18 protein-coding genes, 1 tRNA gene and 1 riboswitch are annotated in these 19,630 nt (G+C 63.5%); of the genes, 9 read left to right on the forward strand and 10 right to left on the reverse strand.

Annotation, left to right across the window (positions count from 1 at the left end; all coding sequences use genetic code 11):
• Position 1 precedes the first annotated feature (1 nt).
• Positions 2–424: a 3-hydroxyacyl-ACP dehydratase FabZ gene (gene fabZ / locus G570_RS08825; RefSeq protein WP_051504560.1), complete on the forward strand. Its 423-nt coding sequence runs from the start codon at positions 2–4 to the stop codon at positions 422–424.
• Here fabZ and G570_RS08830 read toward each other — a convergent pair.
• Genes G570_RS08830 through G570_RS08845 form a run of 4 tightly spaced genes read right to left on the reverse strand, consistent with a single transcriptional unit; the run spans position 390 to position 4,621 of the window.
• Complete coding sequence (locus G570_RS08830) at positions 390–1,115, reverse strand: ABC transporter ATP-binding protein (protein WP_051504218.1); 726 nt, start codon at positions 1,113–1,115, stop codon at positions 390–392. The genes fabZ and G570_RS08830 overlap by 35 nt on opposite strands.
• Positions 1,112–2,068: a FecCD family ABC transporter permease gene (locus G570_RS08835; RefSeq protein WP_169731748.1), complete on the reverse strand. Its 957-nt coding sequence runs from the start codon at positions 2,066–2,068 to the stop codon at positions 1,112–1,114. The genes G570_RS08830 and G570_RS08835 overlap by 4 nt, the downstream gene beginning before the upstream one ends.
• Positions 2,065–2,814 carry an ABC transporter substrate-binding protein gene (locus G570_RS08840; RefSeq protein ID WP_037501361.1) on the reverse strand — a complete coding sequence of 250 codons (750 nt, stop codon included), beginning with the start codon at positions 2,812–2,814 and terminating at the stop codon, positions 2,065–2,067. The genes G570_RS08835 and G570_RS08840 overlap by 4 nt, the downstream gene beginning before the upstream one ends.
• Complete coding sequence (locus G570_RS08845; RefSeq protein ID WP_037501364.1) at positions 2,783–4,621, reverse strand: TonB-dependent receptor plug domain-containing protein; 1,839 nt, start codon at positions 4,619–4,621, stop codon at positions 2,783–2,785. The genes G570_RS08840 and G570_RS08845 overlap by 32 nt, the downstream gene beginning before the upstream one ends.
• A gap of 103 nt (positions 4,622–4,724) precedes the next feature.
• A riboswitch (cobalamin riboswitch) is annotated at positions 4,725–4,867 on the reverse strand.
• A 103-nt stretch (positions 4,868–4,970) separates the two neighbouring features.
• Here G570_RS08845 and rpmE point away from each other — a divergent pair.
• Complete coding sequence (gene rpmE, locus G570_RS08850) at positions 4,971–5,198, forward strand: 50S ribosomal protein L31 (protein ID WP_037501367.1); 228 nt, start codon at positions 4,971–4,973, stop codon at positions 5,196–5,198.
• Positions 5,199–5,213: 15 nt separating this feature from the next.
• Positions 5,214–5,756, forward strand: coding sequence for a GNAT family N-acetyltransferase (locus tag G570_RS08855; protein WP_037501370.1), 543 nt, complete (start codon positions 5,214–5,216; stop codon positions 5,754–5,756).
• Here G570_RS08855 and G570_RS08860 read toward each other — a convergent pair whose 3' ends face one another.
• From G570_RS08860 to G570_RS08885, 6 genes are all read right to left on the reverse strand, one after another.
• A complete protein-coding gene (locus tag G570_RS08860) occupies positions 5,757–7,667 on the reverse strand; it encodes a DUF2207 domain-containing protein (RefSeq protein WP_037501373.1) in 1,911 nt (636 codons plus the stop codon).
• Positions 7,668–7,672: 5 nt separating this feature from the next.
• Entirely contained in the window at positions 7,673–8,236 is a 564-nt protein-coding gene (locus G570_RS08865; protein WP_037501376.1) for a LemA family protein, read from the reverse strand.
• A gap of 48 nt (positions 8,237–8,284) precedes the next feature.
• Positions 8,285–9,475: an acyl-CoA dehydrogenase gene (locus G570_RS08870; RefSeq protein ID WP_245600274.1), complete on the reverse strand. Its 1,191-nt coding sequence runs from the start codon at positions 9,473–9,475 to the stop codon at positions 8,285–8,287.
• 68 nt (positions 9,476–9,543) lie between these two features.
• A complete protein-coding gene (locus G570_RS08875) occupies positions 9,544–11,607 on the reverse strand; it encodes a TonB-dependent receptor (protein ID WP_037501382.1) in 2,064 nt (687 codons plus the stop codon).
• 157 nt (positions 11,608–11,764) lie between these two features.
• Positions 11,765–11,854 (reverse strand) — tRNA-Ser (locus G570_RS08880).
• A gap of 72 nt (positions 11,855–11,926) precedes the next feature.
• The gene (locus G570_RS08885; RefSeq protein WP_084607633.1) at positions 11,927–12,934 is read right to left on the reverse strand and encodes a TauD/TfdA family dioxygenase; all 1,008 of its coding nucleotides are present in this window, start codon (positions 12,932–12,934) and stop codon (positions 11,927–11,929) included.
• A 29-nt stretch (positions 12,935–12,963) separates the two neighbouring features.
• On the opposite strand from G570_RS08885, the gene G570_RS08890 reads away from it, so the two are divergent.
• The 6 genes from G570_RS08890 (at position 12,964) to metG (ending at position 19,630) form a co-directional block, all read left to right on the forward strand.
• Positions 12,964–13,956 carry a hypothetical protein gene (locus G570_RS08890; RefSeq protein ID WP_156930409.1) on the forward strand — a complete coding sequence of 331 codons (993 nt, stop codon included), beginning with the start codon at positions 12,964–12,966 and terminating at the stop codon, positions 13,954–13,956.
• Between the two features lie 259 nt (positions 13,957–14,215).
• On the forward strand, positions 14,216–15,166 hold the full coding sequence (locus G570_RS08895) for a lytic murein transglycosylase (protein WP_245600275.1): 951 nt from the start codon (positions 14,216–14,218) through the stop codon (positions 15,164–15,166).
• A 59-nt stretch (positions 15,167–15,225) separates the two neighbouring features.
• Positions 15,226–16,455, forward strand: coding sequence for a D-alanyl-D-alanine carboxypeptidase family protein (locus G570_RS08900; RefSeq protein WP_037501391.1), 1,230 nt, complete (start codon positions 15,226–15,228; stop codon positions 16,453–16,455).
• Between the two features lie 6 nt (positions 16,456–16,461).
• Positions 16,462–17,091 (forward strand): dTMP kinase, encoded by a 630-nt coding sequence (gene tmk / locus G570_RS08905; RefSeq protein WP_037501394.1) that lies wholly within the window; start codon positions 16,462–16,464, stop codon positions 17,089–17,091.
• On the forward strand, positions 17,088–18,050 hold the full coding sequence (locus tag G570_RS08910; protein WP_037501398.1) for a DNA polymerase III subunit delta': 963 nt from the start codon (positions 17,088–17,090) through the stop codon (positions 18,048–18,050). The genes tmk and G570_RS08910 overlap by 4 nt, the downstream gene beginning before the upstream one ends.
• Before the next feature lie 23 nt (positions 18,051–18,073).
• Positions 18,074–19,630 (forward strand): methionine--tRNA ligase, encoded by a 1,557-nt coding sequence (gene metG, locus G570_RS08915; RefSeq protein ID WP_037501401.1) that lies wholly within the window; start codon positions 18,074–18,076, stop codon positions 19,628–19,630.

Raw genomic sequence — 19,630 nt, forward strand, 5'->3', positions numbered from 1 at the left:
GATGGCGGCATTGCCGCACCGTTACCCGTTGCTGCTGGTCGACCGGGTCGAACGCATCGTTCCCGACCAATCGATCACCGCCATCAAGGCGGTAAGCATGAACGAGCAATTCTTCCAGGGGCATTTCCCCGGTCGGCCGATCATGCCTGGCGTTCTCATCGTCGAGGCACTGGCCCAAGCGGCCGGCGTGCTGGCGGTCGAAAGCCTCGGGCTCGCGAACAGCGGCAAGCTGGTTTATTTTATGGCCATCGAAGGCGCGAAGTTCCGTACGCCGGTCGAGCCGGGTTGCCTGCTCCAGCTGGACGTCGAATTCATTCAGAAGCGGGCCAGCGTCTGCAAGTTTGCCGGCAAGGCGTCGGTTAATGGAAAGCTGGCAGCCGAAGCGCAATTCACGGCGATGATTGCCGATCCGCCTTCGGACTGATCGCCCAGCCAGGTCCGGCTCGGCGGACGAGGAAAATGTCTTCGAAGCGCTCGCTGCCCATCAGGGTAGCGGGCGCTTCGTCCATTTCGACCCGGCCGTTCGCGAGTACCAGGGCCCGGTCGAACAACGGCAGGTGCGACAGGTCATGCAGCGAGGCGAAGACGATCGCACCGCGCGCTGCCTCGTCCCGCATCAGTTTGAGCACGCGCAGCACCCAATAGGGGTCAAGGTTCGACAGCGGCTCGTCCAGCAAATGCACGTCAGGCCGGGCGGCCAGGCATCGAGCGAACAAGACTCGGGTTCGTTCGCCCGTCGACAGGTCGCTAATCGGGCGATCGGCCAGTGTCGTGAGAGAAAGGAGATCGAGCACCTCGTCGATCTCGGAACCGGAAGCGCGGGAGCTGCCGAGCCCGACGACATCGCGCACCGGGATAGGCCAGGCGATATCGCGCGACGCGGGCAAGAAAGTGAGCAATGCCTGACGGCGGGCGGGTGAAACCGCCGACAGGTCTTCGCCCCCGACGGAAACCGTGCCGCTTGCCGCCTCGATCCCCGCGATCGCCCGTAGCAAGCTGGTTTTCCCGCCGCCGTTCGGGCCGATTATGGCAATCATCTGACCGCCCGCCGCATCGAGATCGAGCCTCTGCAAACGCCCAAGGATGGCAATATTGAGCGCGCGAAGTGACGTCATGCCGTCAGTCTCCGTCGCATGCCGACAACCAGCCAGACGAACAACGGCGTCCCGAAAAGCGCGGTGAGGACGCCGACCGGGATCGGCCGGTCGAGCGGGATCATGCGCGTGGCCAGATCGGCCGCGGTCATCAGCGCCCCGCCGATGATCGCAGCCGGAAGCAGCGCCTGACCCGGATGTCCCCTGGTCAGTCGACGCGCGAGATAGGGAGCGACCAGGCCGACGAAACCGATGGCGCCGACGGTCGACACGCAGGCGCCGACTGCGATGGCCGTCAGTACGACAACCTCACGGGTCAGCCGAAGCGGTTTGATGCCCGAAGCAGCGGAGATGTCTTCGCCAAGAGCCATAATGTCCAGCGCGCCAATCCGACGGACCAGCAGGGTGATGGCAATGGCGGAAGGGATGAGCGCCGCAGCAGCCTGCGACAGGCTGCGGTCGGCGAAGTTGCCCATCAGCCAGTCGAACGCGTCGTAAAAGGCGAAGGGTGACGGTGCGAGGGCGAGGGCAAGGCTGGTCGCGGCGCCCGCGGCCATCGATATGGACAGCCCGGCAAGGAGTAAGGTCGCACTGTCGCTTCGCGCCCCGGCGAGGACAAAGAGCAAAACCAGCGCCAGCAGCGCGCCGCCCGACGCGAACAGCGCCACCGCAACCGGGCTGGCGGCGCCGAGGAAATAGCTGCCCACGACTGCGCCCAGCGCTGCGCCGCTAGAAGCGCCACTGATGTCGGGCGAGGCGAGCGGGTTTGCGAACACGGCCTGCAAGGCGGCGCCGCTGGTTCCAAGGACGAGACCATAGCCGATCGCCAGCATCGTGCGTGGAAGCCGGAGCTGGAGCAGCAAGGTCTGGGCCAATTCCGGGTCAACACGATGGGCAGAGAGCAGCGCGTCGATGGGGAGCAGGAGATGCCCCACACCGATAAGAATGAGAAGAGCGATCAGAAGGTATCTCACAGAAGTCCCCGTAATCGCTCTATTTCATAAGGCATCAGCGGGCCGGCGCAGGTCCAAGGCCGACCGTCCGTTTCAATGATCCTGCTGTTGGCTTCACGGACCCAGGGCTGGTCGAGCCACCGTCTGCCCTGCGACATCTGCCGCGCGCGATAGTTGGACTTCAACAGGATCGGCGGAGCGTCCGTCATCAGCCATTCGGCGCTAACCTTGCCGCCGGGCAGCGCCATTTGGCGCAAGCCCGCCAGGGTCATCCAACTTGCAGCAAGCGAGGTCGCGGAAACGGTGGTGCCGCCTTGGCCAACAAAGGCTGCGGGCCTCGGGGCAGGTTTCGATGCCTGGAGCTGGCGGACCCTCCATTTCCAGCGGGGCACGGCAGCCTGCTGTCCACTTAGTCGGGCGACGATTTCCAAATTCGACACCACATCATCGATGCTTTGCGGAAAGTGCAGATCCACTGTCTGGATGCCAAGCCGCTTCGCCAATTCGCGCGTCGAACGCCCACCGCCGCCCATCGTCAGAAGAATGGTCGGACGCTGGGCGATGATGTCTTCCAGCGTGCCATTGTTCACCGGAATGCCCCGGGCGACACGCCATAGCGGGGAGTCGTCACGGTCGGCGGCCAGTCGGCTGACACTGGCGATCTGCGTCCGACTGGCGGCGAGCAGCAGATATTCGTCTGTGCACAGGTTCAGCGACGCGATGCGTACCGCCCCGCTAGCGGCCAAGAGCGACGCGGAAACCGGCATGAACGCTCCTCCCTTCGCTGCGATAGCCCACAACGTCCTGATGCCCGCTGTCGAAGGCGTTTGCGATCCTCAAGGTCACCTCGACCGGCCCGCCAACGCGATAGGCTGCCTGACCGCCCGCGAGCCAATAGGATCGAAGGTTGACCCGGTCAGCGGGAAAAACGTCGAAGTTCGTGTCGATATGCGCGCCGGTATAGCTGAGTGCGGCACCGTAGCTCAGTCGGCCGGAAACCCCATCGACCGCGATGCTGCCGCTGTGGCGTGGACGGCGTTGTTCCTTCAGCCGAAGCCCGGTTGCGAGCTGCGGCTCGCTGGCATCCAGCCACGCATAGGTGAGTGTGACACGGATAGCGTCGTTTGGCCGGTACGCCGCTTCCGCCTCGATCCCTTGTCGCTTGCTGGTGCCGCGGGCGTTGGCAGTCGACGAAAGGAAGGTGTCGGGATCGAAGGTGTCAACGATTTCGTCCTTCAGCCGCTGCCGATAATAGGTCACGGCCGCGCCGAACGAATGGCCGGAATAGCGCAGCGACCATTCGCCGCCGACGCTCGATTCGGGCTTCAGCCCGGGGTTGCCGACGAAACTGCCTGGGAAAAAGCCGTAGAGGTCGAAAAAGCTGGGCTGGGCGATGCCTTCCCCATAGCTGGCGGCCGCAGAAAAGCCGCCACCAAGTTTCGCCATGATGCCGGCCCGAATGCTGGTCGCATCCTTGAACCGGTCGAACATATCGTGCCGTACGGTGAGGTCGGTCGTGACGGGACCGAGATCGCGCATCTTCCATGCGAGCGTGACGGAACGGTGCGTGCGCGTGCGGTCCTGATCGGTAAAGCCTCCGTAGGCGACGTCACGTGCCCGGAACGCCTCGCGCTCGGCATCGATCGCCGCGACGAAACTGTGCCGGCCTGTCGTCAGGCCTCCTTCCAGCGCGGCCGTTCGCCGGGTTGCCGACGTGCGGTTGATGGGGTCGTCGGCCAGGAAGTTTCGGTTGGAAGACCCCAACAGGCTGCCGGACAGGATTAGATATTGCTTCGACCGGTCGCCCACCTCTGCAAACAGGCGGCCCGCGGCAAGGCGATTTCGGCTTTCATCGAGTGTGTCGGCGCGAAGGAAAGTGGCCGGGTCATAACCGTCGAACTGGCTTTGTTCCCAAAGGGCGAAGCCCGAAGCGCCGACAACCACTTCATCGGCCAGCTTCAGGCGGCCGGATCCACGCAGCGCGACATTGCGGTATCCGTCGCGATCGCCCGTTCCATCGAAACTGTCGACGCCGTCGCTGCGCTGGCCCGCGGCGGCCAGCGACAGGCCTTGCTCCGTATTTCCGTTCGAACCGCCGATTGCGCCGCGCAGCGTGTCGAAGCTGCCATATTCAGCAGTCATACGCGCCTTGGCGCCGCCGGGCTTCGTTCCATCGACGGCAACGACACCGCCGATCGCTTCCGAGCCCCACAGCGCCGATTGTGGGCCGCGGACCACCTCGATCCGACTTGCGATGTCGGCGTTGAGCAATTCGAACCGCGGTTCGTTGCCAGCGGCCGGGTCGTTTGCCCGGATGCCATCGATAAACAACAGCGTGTGGTTCGCCTCGGCGCCGCGGATTCGAACTTGGGTGAGCGAGCCGGCGGGTCCGCTGGTCGATACCGCCGCCGAGGGCACCAGGCGCAGCAGATCGGGGATCAGCGGTGCGCCGATGCGGATGATGCGGTCCTGGTCGATGACCGTAACGGTAGCAGGCGTATCGCCGATGGCGTCGGCCGTACGGCTGGCCGTAACGACGATCGCCGGCTGGTCGGCGGGTGGCATGTCCATCATTAATCTATTCCTTCCCGTTCCATGACATGTCGTCACGGAGGGAAGGCGAGCGGCAACCATGCCGCGCGGACCGCCCACGCTCCACGGCTGGACCCGGCCGGGAAACGGACGACGACCTATGGCGGGTATCTGACTTCCCCTCGCAAGGTCGCGAAGGTCACAGTTGCGGGCACAGTGCCGGATGTTCGCCGGCTTCCCCCTTAACCGGCCGCATTACACGGCCGGACCCCAGGTCATGGACCGCAAGTGCCGCTGGGCAGGGTGCCTTGTCAAGCGGATCGCCTTGGGGTAGGGGCGCGCTTCACCTTGCAGGCTGGTCGGAACCAGCCACCTTAAAGGAACAAATATCATGAAGACCGATACCCATCCGGACTACCACTTCATCACCGTCCAGATGACTGACGGCACGACCTACCAGACCCGCTCGACCTGGGGCAAGGAAGGCGACACGCTGCAGCTCGAAATCGACCCGACTGCGCACCCGGCCTGGACCGGCGGCACTCGTCAGCTTCAGGAAGGCGGCCAGGTCGCGCGCTTCAACAAGCGCTTCGGCGGCCTCTCGCTCACCAAGAAATAAGCAGCCATCTCTTCGATGGTTACGCAGCACCGCTCGGCTCCGACGCTGGAGACCGAGCGGTTGTTGATTCGGGGCTATACTCGCGACGATCTCGACGGCCATTTTGCGATCGTTGGCGACGATGCGACGATGACCTTCATCGGCGGCAAGGGGCTGAGCAAGGAAGACACTTGGCGGCGCCTCGCCGCGACCGTCGGCATGTGGCAGCTGATGGGGTTCGGAGGCTGGGCCATTGTCCGCAAGGAGGACCAGCGGATCATCGGCACCATCAGCGTTTTCACCGCATGGCGCGACCTGAAACCCGAATTCGGCAATGAACCGGAAATGGGCTGGATCTTTGCGCCTGACGTTCATGGTCAGGGCTATGCGTCCGAAGCATGTCGGGCCGTGCTGGACTGGGTAGACTCGACGCTGCAGCCCACGCCTGTCTGGGCAATCATCTCGCCAAAAAATGCGCCGTCGTTGAAGCTGGCCGAGCGGCTGGGGTTCGAGCGGCACAACATGACCACCTACCATGACGATCCGACGCTGGTGCTGAAGCGTCCGGCAAGGGGCTGATTACCAGCCCCCGCCGCCGCCACCACCGCCGCCGCCGCCCGAAAATCCCCCTCCACCCGAACCGCTCGACGAGCCCGGAGCGGTCGAGGCCGACGAGATCGTGCTGCTGAGCGAGCTTCCGAGCGAATTGACGAAGCCGCCGGTATCGGACCAAGGGTCGTAGTTTCCGCTGTACCACATGAACGGCTGGCTGCCCGATGCCGTGGCTACCGCCGAAGCTGCGGCCAGCGTACTGGCGAAACGGTCGGCCCAGCGGTTCTCCACGTCGAGCGCGATCGCATAGGGAAGGTATTTCTCGAACAACTCGATGCTGTCTTGAGGCGCATGCATTCGGTCGAGCCGTTCGCGCTCGGTCACGGAAAGATATTGTTTGAAGCCGGCGATGCGGTCGAGCACGGCGCGGCCTTCCTTGGTCGGGGCGTCGATCCAGGCAAAGGTGCTGAGCGCGAGCGGCAGCCCGAGGAAAGTAATGCCGAGCGGGATCCAGTTGCCCGTCGAAAGCGCCATCGGCAGCAACGGAAAGCCGATGACGAGCGCGATGGCGCCGACGACGTAGGGCAATGCCTTCGCCACGCAGCCGCCGCCGGAGGATTGCGGCAGGAATTTCCACAGCACCAACGCGCCGATCAGGAGCAGGGCAGGGGCGAGGGCGAAGGACGCGGGAATGATCCCGTCGCCATAGGCGATCGCGTCGGCGGTCAGGACAACCGCCAAGCCCCAGACGACCAGCGCGGCAAACGCCCAGCCAAGATTGCGGTTGAACAGCTTGCCGGCGAAGCGTTCGTCGAAGCGATCGGACATGATGTTGCTCGCCGCCGAAAAGGTGGCGTGGTTCTGATTGTCCATCTCCAGCCGCTCGCCGGGGCCGACCAGCCTGGTGATCGCGGCGTGCTCGGCATCGTCGAGCAGCTGCGCGTTGGGAGACGATGTTCCAACGATGTAGCGTCTACGGCTGAGGCCCAGCAGCGCCGACTCTTCCTCGATCTTCACATGACCTTTGACTGCCGCCTGGACGAGAGCGGCTGCGAACCCGCGATTGTCGAACTTCTGCTTCAGGACGTAGCGCATCGCCGCGGGGCTGAGCCCGTCGGGGGGCGAGAAGATCGGCACGACCGTACCGGCCTCGGGGTCGCGCCCAGCGCGGCGGTAAGCGTTGAAGAGGAAGGCCACCAGTGCGATTAGGCCGGCGACGGCGATTCCGGGCGGTGCCACGTCGCTCAGCCACCAGCCCAGCTTCGTTGACGCGTCGGCATCGGCCACCACGCCCTTGGGAAAGCCTGCGGCAACCGTCAGGCCCTCGTTTGACCCCAGCGGACTGGTCGTGACGAAGCTGATCGATTGCGCGGTCTGGCTCGACACCCGTGAATGACCAGTGTTGTCGCCTTGCCGACCCGTGTAGGCGGCTGCCTGCGTAAAGCTCGCGGGCTTGGGGAGGGTGATGGTCGCCGAGGCTCGGTCGATCGGGAAGATCCAGCCGTTGCCGGTGACGTTCCAGTACAGTTCGTCGTATTGATCGAACCGGCCAAGCATGCGGGTTGCGCGGTAATGGATGACGTAGCGATGCGCGCCAATGGGCACGATGCGGTCCGCCGACCCGATCTTGATCCGGACGCCGTTGCCGATCGATTCGACCTTGTAGGGCTCGTCCCGTCCGTCGAGCTGGGTCCCCGCCAGGTCGAATCCGACCCTGATCCGCTCACCATGCTTGCCTTTGTAACGGGTCGGGAAGTCGCGATAGATGCCGTGGTTGATCTGGACGTTTTCGACGTTGACGTCGATCGTTTCGGTGACGTCGATGGAGCCGTCGGGCTGGATCGCGATCCGGCTATCGTACGACGTTATCCGCTCGTCCGCGCTCGCCGGCGCAGAGGCGAAGGCGAGGAGCGCGACCAGCGCGGCGATCAGGCGCATTCAGCTTAGCCTGCGTTGAAGTCGATCTTGGGTGCGCTCTGGATCGTCGGATCGGCGTCTTCGTAATAAGGCTCACTGCCAAAGCCCATCGGACCGGCGATCAGCACATTGGGGAAGGTCGCGATCGATGTGTTCAGGTCGCGGGCGGTCGCGTTGTAATAGCGGCGCGCGCCCTGCAGTTCGCCTTCGATGCTGCTGAGCTCGCCCTGCAGCTGCTGGAAGTTGGCGCTGGCCTTGAGCTCCGGATAAGCCTCCGCCACGGCGAACAGACGGCCGATAAGGCCGGTCATCTGCGCGTCGGCGGCTGCGGTGGCGGCCACCCCGCTGGCGCCGGTCAGCGCGCCGCGCGCCTTGCTGATCGCGTCGAAGGTCTCACGCTCGTGGGTCGCATAACCCTTCACCGTTTCGACGAGGTTTGGGATGAGGTCGGCGCGGCGGCGCAGCTGGACTGTGATGCCGCTGAACGCTTCTTTCACCAGCTGCCGCAGGCGCACGAGGCGGTTGTAGATCGCAGTCAGGAAAACCAGCGCCAAGACGACGACGACGCCGATGATGATCAACAAGGTCATGCTTCTACTCCCCCACTGTATTGGGGGAGCATAGCAGGTTCATCGAGACTAGAAAGCGGCAATCCCGGTAATCGCGCGGCCGATGATCAGCGCGTGGACGTCGTGGGTGCCTTCGTAGGTGTTGACAGTTTCCAGGTTTGCGGCGTGGCGCATGACCTGGAATTCGGCCGAAATGCCGTTGCCGCCATGCATGTCGCGGGCGATGCGGGCTATGTCTAGCGCTTTGCCGCAGTTGTTGCGCTTGATCATGCTGATGGTCTCGGGGATCAGTTCGCCGTCGTCCATCCGCCGGCCGACGCGCAGCGCTGCCTGCAGGCCCAGCGTGATTTCAGTGACCATGTTGGCGAGTTTGAGCTGCACCAGCTGGTTGGAGGCGAGGGGACGACCGAACTGGTGCCGGTCGAGCGTGTATTGGCGCGCGGCGGCGTAGCATGCCTCGGCGGCGCCCATCGAGCCCCAGCCGATACCGTAGCGGGCGCGGTTAAGGCAGCCGAACGGACCTTTGAGGCCAGAAATTTCCGGGAAAATCGCGTCTTCGCCGACTTCCACGCCGTCCATGACGATCTCGCCGGTGATCGAGGCGCGAAGCGACAGCTTCTCCTTGATCTTGGGCGCGCTCAGCCCCTTCATGCCCTTTTCCAGCACGAAGCCGCGGATTGCGCCGCCATGGGCTTCGGACTTGGCCCAGACGACGAACACGTCGGCGATGGGAGAATTGGTGATCCACATCTTCGAGCCGCGAAGGCGGTAACCGCCCTCGATCTTTTCGGCACGGGTGCGCATCCCGCCCGGATCGGAACCGGCGTCGGGTTCGGTGAGGCCGAAACAGCCGACCAGTTCGCCCGACGCGAGACCGGGCAGATATTTCCGCTTCTGCTCTTCCGAACCATAGGCGTTGATCGGGTGCATCACGAGGCTCGACTGGACCGAGCAGGCCGAGCGATAGCCGCTGTCAACGCGCTCCACCGCGCGGGCGATCAGGCCGTAGCTGACATAGCCGAGGCCGGCGCCACCATATTCGGGCGACACGGTCGCGCCGAGCAGGCCTAGCTGGCCCATCTCGCGCATGATCTCGCGATCGAAATTCTCGTTGAGATACGCTTCGGTGACGCGCGGCTGGAGATTTTCCTGGCAGTAGGACTCGGCCGTGTCGCGGACCATCCGCTCTTCGTCGGTCAGCTGGTGGTTGAGGTCGAACGGATCGGACCAGTCGAACGGCAGGATTTTGGGCTCGCCCACGAAGATATCTCCGGTGCTCAGATTGAGGTTGGCGCGCCTTTAGCCGCTTGCGCGGGCGAGCGCCACCCTCAGCCGAACTGCTGCTTGATCGTCAGCGTGAAGGCCCGGTGATTGTTGCGATCGCGGAACTCGACCAGCGACGGGTCGGCGGAGCGGTCGGGGAAGGAGAACGTCCGTCGGCGCTGGCCGTGGGTGCTGGTCGCATTGTCGACGTCGAAGGTCAGGGTGGTCTTGGCGGTAGGGCGATATTCGACAAAGGCCGTGGTGTAGACCTTGTCGTTGAAATTGCAGTCGACCTCGTCGACCCGGTAGAAACAGAATTCGCTGCGGTCGAACAGTGCCATCCCGTAGGCGAATTTGCCGAGGTCGTGACGATATTCCGCATTCCATTCCCATTTCGGCCAGAAGCCTGAGAAGGCGCGGGAAGAGCCGCTGACGGGGTCGTCTACCTTAGTGTCCTGGATCCTGCCGAAGAATTTGACGCGCGCGCCCTTGATGCCGATCGAAGCGAGTGGGGCGTCAAGCGTCAAAGCCGCGAATTTGCGGCGTCCCGATCCGATATTGCCGGGGGCGTCGAAACCGTCGTCGGTAAGGATGCGGTCCTGCAATAGCGAGATCCTGTCGAGGCCAAGCTCGACCTTGGCAAGGCCGTCGCCGAGGATCGGCTTTTGGACGGTCAGCCGCGCTTCCCACGCGCGCTGCGGCAGCAGGTTGGCGTTGCCACCGTTGACGCGGTCGCTGGTGAGTTCAGCGGAACTGACGAAGTCGTAGAAGTCGAGCTGGGCGACGGTCCGCTTCAGCGATGCCTGGGCGTGAAGACCGGACTTCAATCGCCAGTCCAGCGTCAGGCCGGGTTTGAAAAAGGACAGCGACCGATCTGCCGTTGCATCGCCGCGCACCTTCAGGCTGGACGTTTCATAGGCCAAAGTCGCGTCGGCCCGCAGCGTCGATGTAATCGGGTGGCCGACATTGGCGAAGAACTGGCCGCGCTTCTCGCTGACCTTGGCCTGCGCAATCGGGAGATCGATCGGCGTCCGGGTGCCATCGTCCTCGATAAGGTCGAGGCGCAGGTCGTTGTCGAGGACATTGTAGACATATTCCGCGCCAAGCTCGACGTTAAATCCGGCCAGGTTGGAGCGGGTCCACGACAGGCGACCGATCGATTCGTCGCGCTGGGCCTTGGTTCGCTGTTCGAATCCGCCGACCAGCACACCTGCCGGGTCGTTGCCGTAGTAGGCGTCGAAATTGTCGCGCTCGGCGCGAGTGGCGAGGCCAACCAGCTTGACCGCGCCGCCAAGTAACGGCCGCGTAATGTCCCCGCCAATTTCAAATGTGTTGTTGAGATAGTCGAGCACCAGGCTGTCGTCATGCGCCGGGCCGTCCGTGGGCGTGACGTGATTTCGCTGCTTCAGCAGATAGGGTCCGTGCTGGTATCGAATGTTGGCGCGGATCGATCGATCGGGGGCTTGCTCCCAGGCAAAGTTCGCCGAAGCATATGGGGCGCGGTCGCGCTGATCATTATGTTTCCGACGATATTCCAGCGGCATGCCGTCGACAGTGGAGACAAGGTCGTAGCCTTCTTCCTGGCTGTCGTTGGTCTGCGTCCCGGCGGCCACGTTGAACGAGACATCGCCTTTTTTCCACAATGCCGTCCCGCTTACGTCTCCGAGCCATTTGTCGGGGTAGCGATGCCGTATGAAGCTGGTGACGGTCGCATCGAAGCCGCCCTCTTCGGACATGACGATGTTGAGGACTTGCGACCGACCCGCATAATCCGAGCCGTATAGGTCGCCGGGTTGTACCTCGACCCGGCTGACCCGCTTGGCCGGTATCCGGCGAAGCACCGTCTCCAGGCTCTCGCTCTTGCTGCTCGGCCTTGCCCCGTTGATGACCACATTTCCCGCCGCCGCCGCGAAGCCGCGGACGTCGCTGTTGCCCAGATCGAGGGTGAAGCCGGGCACATGTTGTGCGATTTCCAGCGCGTTGGTGGGCGAATAAGCGGTGAAATAGCCTTGCTGGTAGATCGTCGCGCGGCCGACCTCGGTCACCAGTTGGGTGGCGTCCTGCGCCAAAGCCGGCGTGGCAGAGACAATGGCAATCAGCGAGCAGGCCGACACGAGGATGGTACGCATGGAGTTCCCCTTGGTTGAGCGCCGCTGGTCGCTTCAATTACGGGGCCGTGCCAATCGCTTTCGACGGTTCGACGAACGGTTAGACGGGAGGCGGACCGCTGTCGTCCAGCCGACTGGGGCAACCGCAATGGGGTGGACGGTTCGACGAACGGCGGTCTGGCGGAGAGGGTGGGATTCGAACCCACGGTGAGCTTGCACCCACGGCGGTTTTCAAGACCGCTGCCTTAAACCACTCGGCCACCTCTCCGCGCGCTGTCGTAGACGGCAGTCCGAGCGCCTATTCGACTGACCCGGGCAAGGCAAGCGGCCTTTGGGTGCGCTACTGCGCGCGCATTGCCAGTTGCGGGGGCATGAAACCTTCCCGTCGCCACGGGGGCGCCGGGGGTTCTTCCGGATCGGGTGCAACGCCATCGAGATAGCCGAAATAGGTTGCGATCCTGCGCCCGTCGCCCGGCACGATTTCGGTACGGCCATGCATGAACCGGCTGTTGTCGAGCATCACGATGTCGTTGGCGTGCCATCCCACCGGAACCGTCAGGCGATCGCTGACCCGTTTGACTTCTTCGACCCAGCGGTCGGGCACCAGGCTCCAATCGTCCATCACCGGATAGGTTTTCACACCGCGCAGATAGCGGGTGAAAAGGATGAAATTGCCCCACGCCAACTCGCCCTGGAAGCGCGAGGGCTGGAGCAAGGGACGGGTGAAGCAGCGCATCAACTGGCCGCCGTGCCATTCGAAGGTGAAAGGGCATTGGGCGGGCGGGTCGGCCAGAAGCGCGTCATCGGGGTTGGTGGCGCCGAGCCAATATTGCAGATCGGCGGCCGTTGCGGGAACGGCATAGCGGATGCGTCGGCCTTCCATTTCCGCGCGCATCGTTTCCGGAAGCTGCCTGACGATTTCGATGCCGTCGCAAATCGTAGTTTGGCCGCCCGACGACGGCGGCGTTGCGCAATAGAAGAAGGCGGCGTCGGGACGCCACGGTTCGCGGGACAGTTCGGGATGGAGCGGGAAGGGCTTGTTGCCGAGGTTGACCGACTGAACCCCCGAGGCGCCATCCAGGACGATCCGCTTTCCGCTCTCATTGAAGACCGGGACCGGGCAAAAATCGCGGGCGAACGCACCGAATCCATCAAGTGAGGTCGTAAAGCCGCGAAGCAGGACCGCGCCATGCTCACGGAACAGATCCAAAATTTCGTCCTTCCGAACTGCTTCGAGGGCCGTGTCCGCGTCGGCCGCAATCCTTACCATCGGAAAAGCATGGGTCGGCGGCGTTACGGAATAGTTCGACATGGCAGCTGAAGGGACTTTCACTCCGCGCGTTGGCATCGCTCGATCGACATCCCTATAGCGATCGCATGTCGCCGGATGCCAGCCAGATCTTCGCCTCGCCAGACTATCATTGCCTGGGCATGGGGCAGGACCGCGCGCAATTCGTCAGGATGGACCGCGACGATTACCGCCAGTCGCTCTTCCTCGACCGGCGTCTGGTCACGAAGCGCCCGGAAATTCTCGAATTGCCACTGGCACCTCTGATAGGCGTATCGAGTGGGGCCGCGACAGGCTCGCCGCGCTGGATATTTCATGTCGCCCATTGCGGTTCGACGCTGCTCGCCAACCTTCTCGACCAGCCGGGCCGGTCGCTTGTCCTGCGAGAACCGCCGGCACTTCGCCAGGTCGGAATCGCGCGGGGGCAGGGAATGGCCGTCGATGCGGTCGAGCGACGTTTCGGCCTGGCCCACCGATTGTCGTCGCGCACGTTCGACCCTGCGGAAACGGTCGTTATCAAGGCCAACGTCCCGGTCAATTTCTGTCTCGACCTCGTCGCGAAGGTCCAGCCGAATTCGCCGGCCGTCCTGCTGTATCTGGATTGGCCGGACTATCTGACCGCCATACTGCGCACGGACAACCATCGGTCGTGGCTGACGAATATCACATCGACCTTCCGCGCCATGATCGAGAGCATCCTTGGCGCGCCCTTGTCCGATGTCGATGCCGAACGGGCCGCCTCGCTCTGGTTGGCACAGATGCAGCTCTACCGCGGGTTCATGGACGCCAATCCCGCCGCCGCCGCGCTGGATGCCGAGCTGCTTTTTCAGGATCCGCTGGCAACGGCCGCTGCGGTAGCTTCGCACCTTGGTCTTCACGGTGTCGATCCGACGACCAATGCCGCTGCGCTTGGCAGCTACTCCAAAAATCCGTCACAGCCGTTCGACAGCGAAACCCGTCGCCGCAGGGCCGAAGCGGACCGCGAGCGCCTGTCTGGCGAACTGGCAGTGGCAGGAGCATGGCTGGCGCGCATCACCGCGCAGGATGGCCTTCCAAAGTTCGACCGCTCCATTACGCCTTGATGCTCCGAGTTTGAGCGGACCAATCGTGTGGGCAATAGGACGGAAAGGGTATCAGCCTTCCGAAACCCTCGCTACGATCCACGCCATGGGGAAACATTGTAAGCGTAGCATGTTGGCGGCCATCGTAGTGGTTAGCGGTGTCTGGTCTTCAGTCTCGATCGCGCAGACCGATCCGCTGGCACCACTTCCCGAGGTGCGTGTCCAGCCTGTCCCCCAGCAATCGATTTTGCAGCCGGCAGTCAGTCCGCCGACAGCAAGCTTGAACGGTTTTGCCGCCTACAAGCAGAGACTCATCGCAGTTTCGCGCCAGGCCGGCGTTCGCGAGGCGACGATCCAGTCGACCATTCCGTTCCTGTCGCTTAACGAGCGGGTCATCCGGCTCGATCGCGCCCAGCCGGGCGGAGTCAACAATCCAAATGCAATCCCGCCGTTCGCTCCTTACCGACGGGAACATGTCACCGCCGATTTGATCCGGCGCGGTCAGGCCAGATTCCGAAACAACTGGGCACAATTGTCCGCGATCGAGCGGCGATACGGTGTCGAACCGCAAGTGCTGATGGCCATTTATGGACATGAAACCAGCTATGGCGCGGTTACCGGCGGTTTCGACCTGCTCGATGCGTTGGCAACCTTGGCCTACGAAGGGCGGCGGCGCGATCTGTTCGAAGGCGAATTCGTCGCTGCCCTGCAGCTCGTCGACAAGGGCACGCCGCGAAGCCGGTTAAAGGGTAGCTGGGCAGGGGCGACGGGCTATCCCCAGTTCATGCCGTCCACCGTCCTCCGCTTGGCGACCGACGGCGACGGCGACGGCCGCGCCAACATCTGGTCGAGCGAACTTGACGGACTGGCATCGATCGCGGCCTATCTGCGCGATGCGGGTTGGAAGCCAAACGTGCATTGGGGAATACCGGTCCGGGTACCGTCGAGCCTCAATCGCGCCGCGATTGTCACCCGCGTAACCGCCCCGCGTTGCGAAGCGGTCTATCGACGTCACAGCCAATGGAAGACGTTCGCCGAGTGGCGGGCCTTGGGGGTGCAGGCGGTGGGCCGCACGATACCCGACGCCGAGATGGCTACCTTGTTAGAGCCCGACGGGCCGAATGCGACCGCCTATCTGCTGACGACCAATTATCGCGCCATCCTAGATTATAATTGCTCCAATTTTTACGCGCTTTCGGTCGGCCTGCTTGCCGACGCCATTGCAGGCTAATGGCCGCTCCGCGATAGTAGTCTCCAGTCCGATTCCCACCCGCTCGTTCCACGGAGTTCATGACCTTGGCCCTTCGCCTTATCGCCAGTTTTTCCGCCGTTTCCCTGATTGCGCTGGCGGCGCCGTCCGCCTCGCAACAGGCCGCGCAGCAGCCGACCTTCGGCGCGACCGCCGTCGGCACTCCGACGTTCGATACCAGTGCGAAGGTGGCATTCCTGATGGACCTTTCATCGGGTGCGGTCCTCCTCGACAAGAATGCCGACGTGCGCATGCCCCCGGCTTCCATGGCCAAGATGATGACCACCAACGTGGCATTCGAATTGATTGACCGGGGCGAATTGAAGCTCGACAAGATGTGCACGGTTCGCCCGGAAACGTGGCAGAAATGGCATGGCCCTGCGGCCGGGTCGACGATGTTCCTGTCGCCGAACGAGCAGGTCAGCGTGGAAAACCTGCTGCATGGTATCGTCACGCTGTCGGGCAACGACGCGTCGGTGGTCCTGGCCGAATGTATCGCGGGGACCGAACAGGCCTTCACCAACATCATGAATGAAAATGCCAAGCGGCTCGGCCTGACCAATAGCCAGTTCGGCACCGCCAATGGCTGGCCGGACGAAGGGCGGACATACGTCACCGCCCGCGACCTCGCGACCCTGGCCCGCGCGGAAATCGAAAACCACCCCAAGCTGTACAAGCAATTCTACAGCCAGACGAGCTTCACCTGGGGCAAGACGCTGGGATCGGGCAGCGACATCACCCAGGCTAACCGCAATCCGCTGCTCGGTCGCGTGGCCGGTGCCGACGGCCTCAAGACGGGCCACACCGAAGAAGCGGGCTACGGGTTCACCGGGTCCGCGGAGCAAAATGGCCGCCGCCTGATCATGGTGGTCGCCGGGATCGACAGTTTCAACGGGCGCATCCAGGAATCGGTGCGACTGATGGAATGGGGTTTCAATGCGTGGCAGACCAAGCCGCTGTTCAAGGCGGGCGCATCGGTCGGCTCGGCCAAGGTCCAGCTGGGCAGTTCCAGCGAGGTCGGCCTCGTTGCGCCGCGCGATTTGGCCGTCACGATCCCCGCAGGAATGCTTTCCAAGGTCAGCGGCATGAAGGTGCGATACAAGGGGCCGGTCAAGGCTCCGATCGCCAAGGGGCAGCATATCGCCGACCTGGTTGTCATGACGCCGCAAGGCGAACAGATTACGCCGCTCGTTGCCGCCGACGCCGTTGGAGAAGCCGGGTTCCTCGGCCGCGCCTGGCTTGGGCTCAAACAGTTGGTCGGGCTGGCCTGATCGGTCATGGCGCGGGGACGGTTCATCAGTCTTGAAGGCGGGGAGGGCGCCGGCAAGTCGACGCAGCTCGAAGCGCTTGCAGAGGCCCTGCGCGGCCGTGGGCTGGCCGTCGTGGTGACCCGTGAGCCCGGCGGCAGCCCCGGCGCCGAAGCGATCCGCAAACTGCTCCTGGAAGGCGATGAAAACCGCTGGAACCCCAGGGCCGAAGCGCTGCTGTTCGCCGCCGCTCGGTCCGATCACGTCGAAAAGACGATCAGGCCCGCGCTCGACCGCGGCGAATGGGTACTCAGTGACCGTTTCCTCGACAGTTCGCTTGCCTATCAGGGTGAAGCCGGCGGGTTGGGGATCGAAGCGGTCCGGGATTTGCACCGCTTCGGCAGCCTGGATTTCCTTCCCGACCGCACACTTGTGCTGGAAATTGGCGAAAGCGAGGGCGCAACGCGTGCCCGCGTGAGAGACGGCAATGCCGGGGACCGCATAGGGTCGCGACCGCCCAGCTATCATGCCGCGGTCGACGCAGGGTTCAAGGCGATGGCGACCAAGGAGCCGGAGCGCGTTCGACTGGTCGACGCCAGCGGCAGCCAGGCCACCGTAACCGCGCGCCTGCTTTATGCCTTGGCCGACCTGCTGCCGTGATCCTGGGCCATGACGACAATGTCGATCAGTTCGCCACCGCCTGGCGGACGCGGCGACTGCATCACAGCTGGTTGCTGACCGGGCCCAAGGGCGTGGGCAAGGCGACCTTCGCCATGGCCGCAGCCCGACGGATCCTTGCCGAAGGCGCGAGTCCCTTCGATCTTCCAGGGATAGACACGCCGCCCGATCATCCGATTGCCCGCTTGCTGGCGGCTGGCAGTCACCCCGACTTTCGCCTGCTGGAAAGGCTCGAGCGCCCGACCGGCGGGTTGGCGCGAAACATCAGCGTCGAACAGATCCGGTCGCTGGGCGACATGTTGGCGGTCACGCCGTCGCTCAGTCCGTGGCGCGTCATCGTGATTGACAGTGCCGACGATCTTGAAGCGTCGGCGGCCAATGCGCTTCTCAAGATGCTTGAGGAACCGCCCGCCAACACAATCTTCCTTCTCGTTAGTCACGCACCCGGCCGCCTGTTGCCGACGATCCGCTCTCGATGCCGCCGACTGGATTTCGCGCCCTTGCCGGATGACGTCATGACGTCGATCGTAAGTGGCTGGAATCCGCAGGACAGCGCTGAAAAGATCGATGCGCTGGTTGAATTCGCTCAGGGCTCGCCGGGCCGCGCCAAGGAAATCGGCGAGCTCGACCTTGCGGTGCTCGAAGCGGACGCCGTTGCCATCATGCGCAATGGCGATCGTGACAATGCGCTGCGATCAAGGATGGCCGCGACCCTAGGCGGCAAAGCCTCGGCGGACCGCTACGCTGCTTTCATAACCCTCGTTCCCGGTCTGATCGCCCGCGAAGCGATTGCAGCCGAAGGGGAGGTAAGGGGGCGGGCGCTCGATGCCTATGCCAAGGCCCGGGAACTGGTAGCGATCGCGCCGCGCCTGTCGCTCGATCCCTCCTTCACCATCTTCCAATTGGGCGGTGTGCTGGCATCCGTCGCCTTGAAGCCTTAGGACAGGGCGGCTAGGGCGCTGGCATGTCCGAACCCTTCTACATCACGACCGCCATCAGCTATCCCAACGGCAAGCCCCATATCGGCCATGCCTATGAAGCCATCGCCGCGGACGCCATGGCGCGGTTCCAGCGCGCCAAGGGTCGCGATGTCCGATTGGTCACCGGAACCGACGAGCATGGCCTGAAGATGGTTCAGACGGCCCGTGCGGCGGGGGCCGAAACCTTGGCCTACGCCGACGAAATGTCGGGCTATTTCCGGCAGATGTGCGATGATCTCAACATCAGCTATGATGCCTTCGTTCGCACCACCGAACCGCGGCACAAGGCGGCGAGCGTCGCCCTGTGGGAGGCGATGGAAGTGAATGGCGATCTCTACCTCGACCGTTATGAGGGCTGGTATTCGGTCCGTGACGAAGCGTTTTACGACGAAAGCGAACTGATCGACGGCGCAGACGGTGCCAAATTGTCGCCGCAGGGAACACCGGTCGAATGGACGACCGAGGAAACCTGGTTTTTCCGCCTTTCCAAATATCAGGACAAATTGCTGGCGCTCTATCGCGACCATCCGAACTTCATTCGACCGGAAAGCCGACGAAATGAGGTGGTCCGGTTCGTCGAGGGCGGGCTGAAGGATCTCAGCGTGTCGCGCACCAGCTTCGACTGGGGCGTGCCTGTGCCGGGTAGCGACGGCCACGTCATGTATGTCTGGGTCGATGCCCTGACGACCTACATGACCGGCGTCGGCTTTCCCGACAGGGAAGGGGATTGGGCGCGCTTCTGGCCGGCCGATGTCCACCTCATCGGCAAGGACATCGTTCGCTTCCATACCGTCTACTGGCCGGCGTTCCTGATGTCCGCCAACCTGCCTTTGCCGAAACAGGTGTTCGGCCACGGTTTCCTGCTCGCCAAGGGCGAGAAAATGTCGAAATCGCTGGGCAACGTCGTCGATCCGATGGCGCTGGCGGAGCGCTTCGGCGTCGACCAGCTGCGCTATTTCCTGCTTCGAGAAATCAGCTTCGGACAGGACGGCAGCTACAGCGAGGAGGCGATCGTCAACCGCGTCAATGCCGAGCTGGCCAACAGCTTCGGCAACCTTGCGCAGCGCACCCTCAGCCAGATTTTCAAAAACTGTGACGGCGCCTTGCCTCGGATTCACGGGCACACCGACGAAGACCAGGCGCTGTTCGATACAGTCGGGACAGCGGTGTCCAAGACGATGCGCACGGCTTTTGCAGACTTTGCCTTGTCACAGGCGGCCGAAGCCTGGATTTCAGCCGTTTTTGCCTGCAACGCTTACATTGATGCGCAAGCGCCCTGGGCGCTCAGGAAGACCGACGTCGCGCGGATGGAGACGGTGTTGGGTACGCTCTACATTTGTATCGCCCAGCTCGCGGTCGCCATCGCCCCGATCATTCCCGAGAGCTCAGGCCGACTGCTCGATCAGATGGGCATTGCCGACGAATTGCGAACGTATGATGCGATCGCCACCCATTGGTATTCACCGCTGGCTGAAAGCGAATTTCGGCTCGAACAGCCAAAGGGTCTTTTCCCGCGGCTGGAATTGAGCGGGGAGGCGTAA

Origin of the sequence: Sphingomonas jaspsi DSM 18422 (genome assembly GCF_000585415.1) — a bacterium.
Classification (GTDB): Bacteria; Pseudomonadota; Alphaproteobacteria; order Sphingomonadales; family Sphingomonadaceae; genus Sphingomicrobium; species Sphingomicrobium jaspsi.

Excerpts from the sequence above, each read along its gene's own strand:
- G570_RS08875 (WP_037501382.1), bottom strand. The coding sequence starts at position 11,607 with ATGCGTACCATCCTCGTGTCGGCCTGCTCGCTGATTGCCATTGTCTCT.
- G570_RS08845 (WP_037501364.1), bottom strand. The coding sequence starts at position 4,621 with ATGATGGACATGCCACCCGCCGACCAGCCGGCGATCGTCGTTACGGCC.
- G570_RS08830 (WP_051504218.1), bottom strand. The coding sequence starts at position 1,115 with ATGACGTCACTTCGCGCGCTCAATATTGCCATCCTTGGGCGTTTGCAG.
- G570_RS08890 (WP_156930409.1), top strand. The coding sequence starts at position 12,964 with ATGTCGCCGGATGCCAGCCAGATCTTCGCCTCGCCAGACTATCATTGC.
- G570_RS08855 (WP_037501370.1), top strand. The coding sequence starts at position 5,214 with ATGGTTACGCAGCACCGCTCGGCTCCGACGCTGGAGACCGAGCGGTTG.
- G570_RS08900 (WP_037501391.1), top strand. The coding sequence starts at position 15,226 with ATGACCTTGGCCCTTCGCCTTATCGCCAGTTTTTCCGCCGTTTCCCTG.
- fabZ (WP_051504560.1), top strand. The coding sequence starts at position 2 with ATGGCGGCATTGCCGCACCGTTACCCGTTGCTGCTGGTCGACCGGGTC.
- G570_RS08860 (WP_037501373.1), bottom strand. The coding sequence starts at position 7,667 with ATGCGCCTGATCGCCGCGCTGGTCGCGCTCCTCGCCTTCGCCTCTGCG.
- metG (WP_037501401.1), top strand. The coding sequence starts at position 18,074 with ATGTCCGAACCCTTCTACATCACGACCGCCATCAGCTATCCCAACGGC.
- rpmE (WP_037501367.1), top strand. The coding sequence starts at position 4,971 with ATGAAGACCGATACCCATCCGGACTACCACTTCATCACCGTCCAGATG.
- G570_RS08840 (WP_037501361.1), bottom strand. The coding sequence starts at position 2,814 with ATGCCGGTTTCCGCGTCGCTCTTGGCCGCTAGCGGGGCGGTACGCATC.
- G570_RS08885 (WP_084607633.1), bottom strand. The coding sequence starts at position 12,934 with ATGCCAACGCGCGGAGTGAAAGTCCCTTCAGCTGCCATGTCGAACTAT.
- tmk (WP_037501394.1), top strand. The coding sequence starts at position 16,462 with ATGGCGCGGGGACGGTTCATCAGTCTTGAAGGCGGGGAGGGCGCCGGC.
- G570_RS08865 (WP_037501376.1), bottom strand. The coding sequence starts at position 8,236 with ATGACCTTGTTGATCATCATCGGCGTCGTCGTCGTCTTGGCGCTGGTT.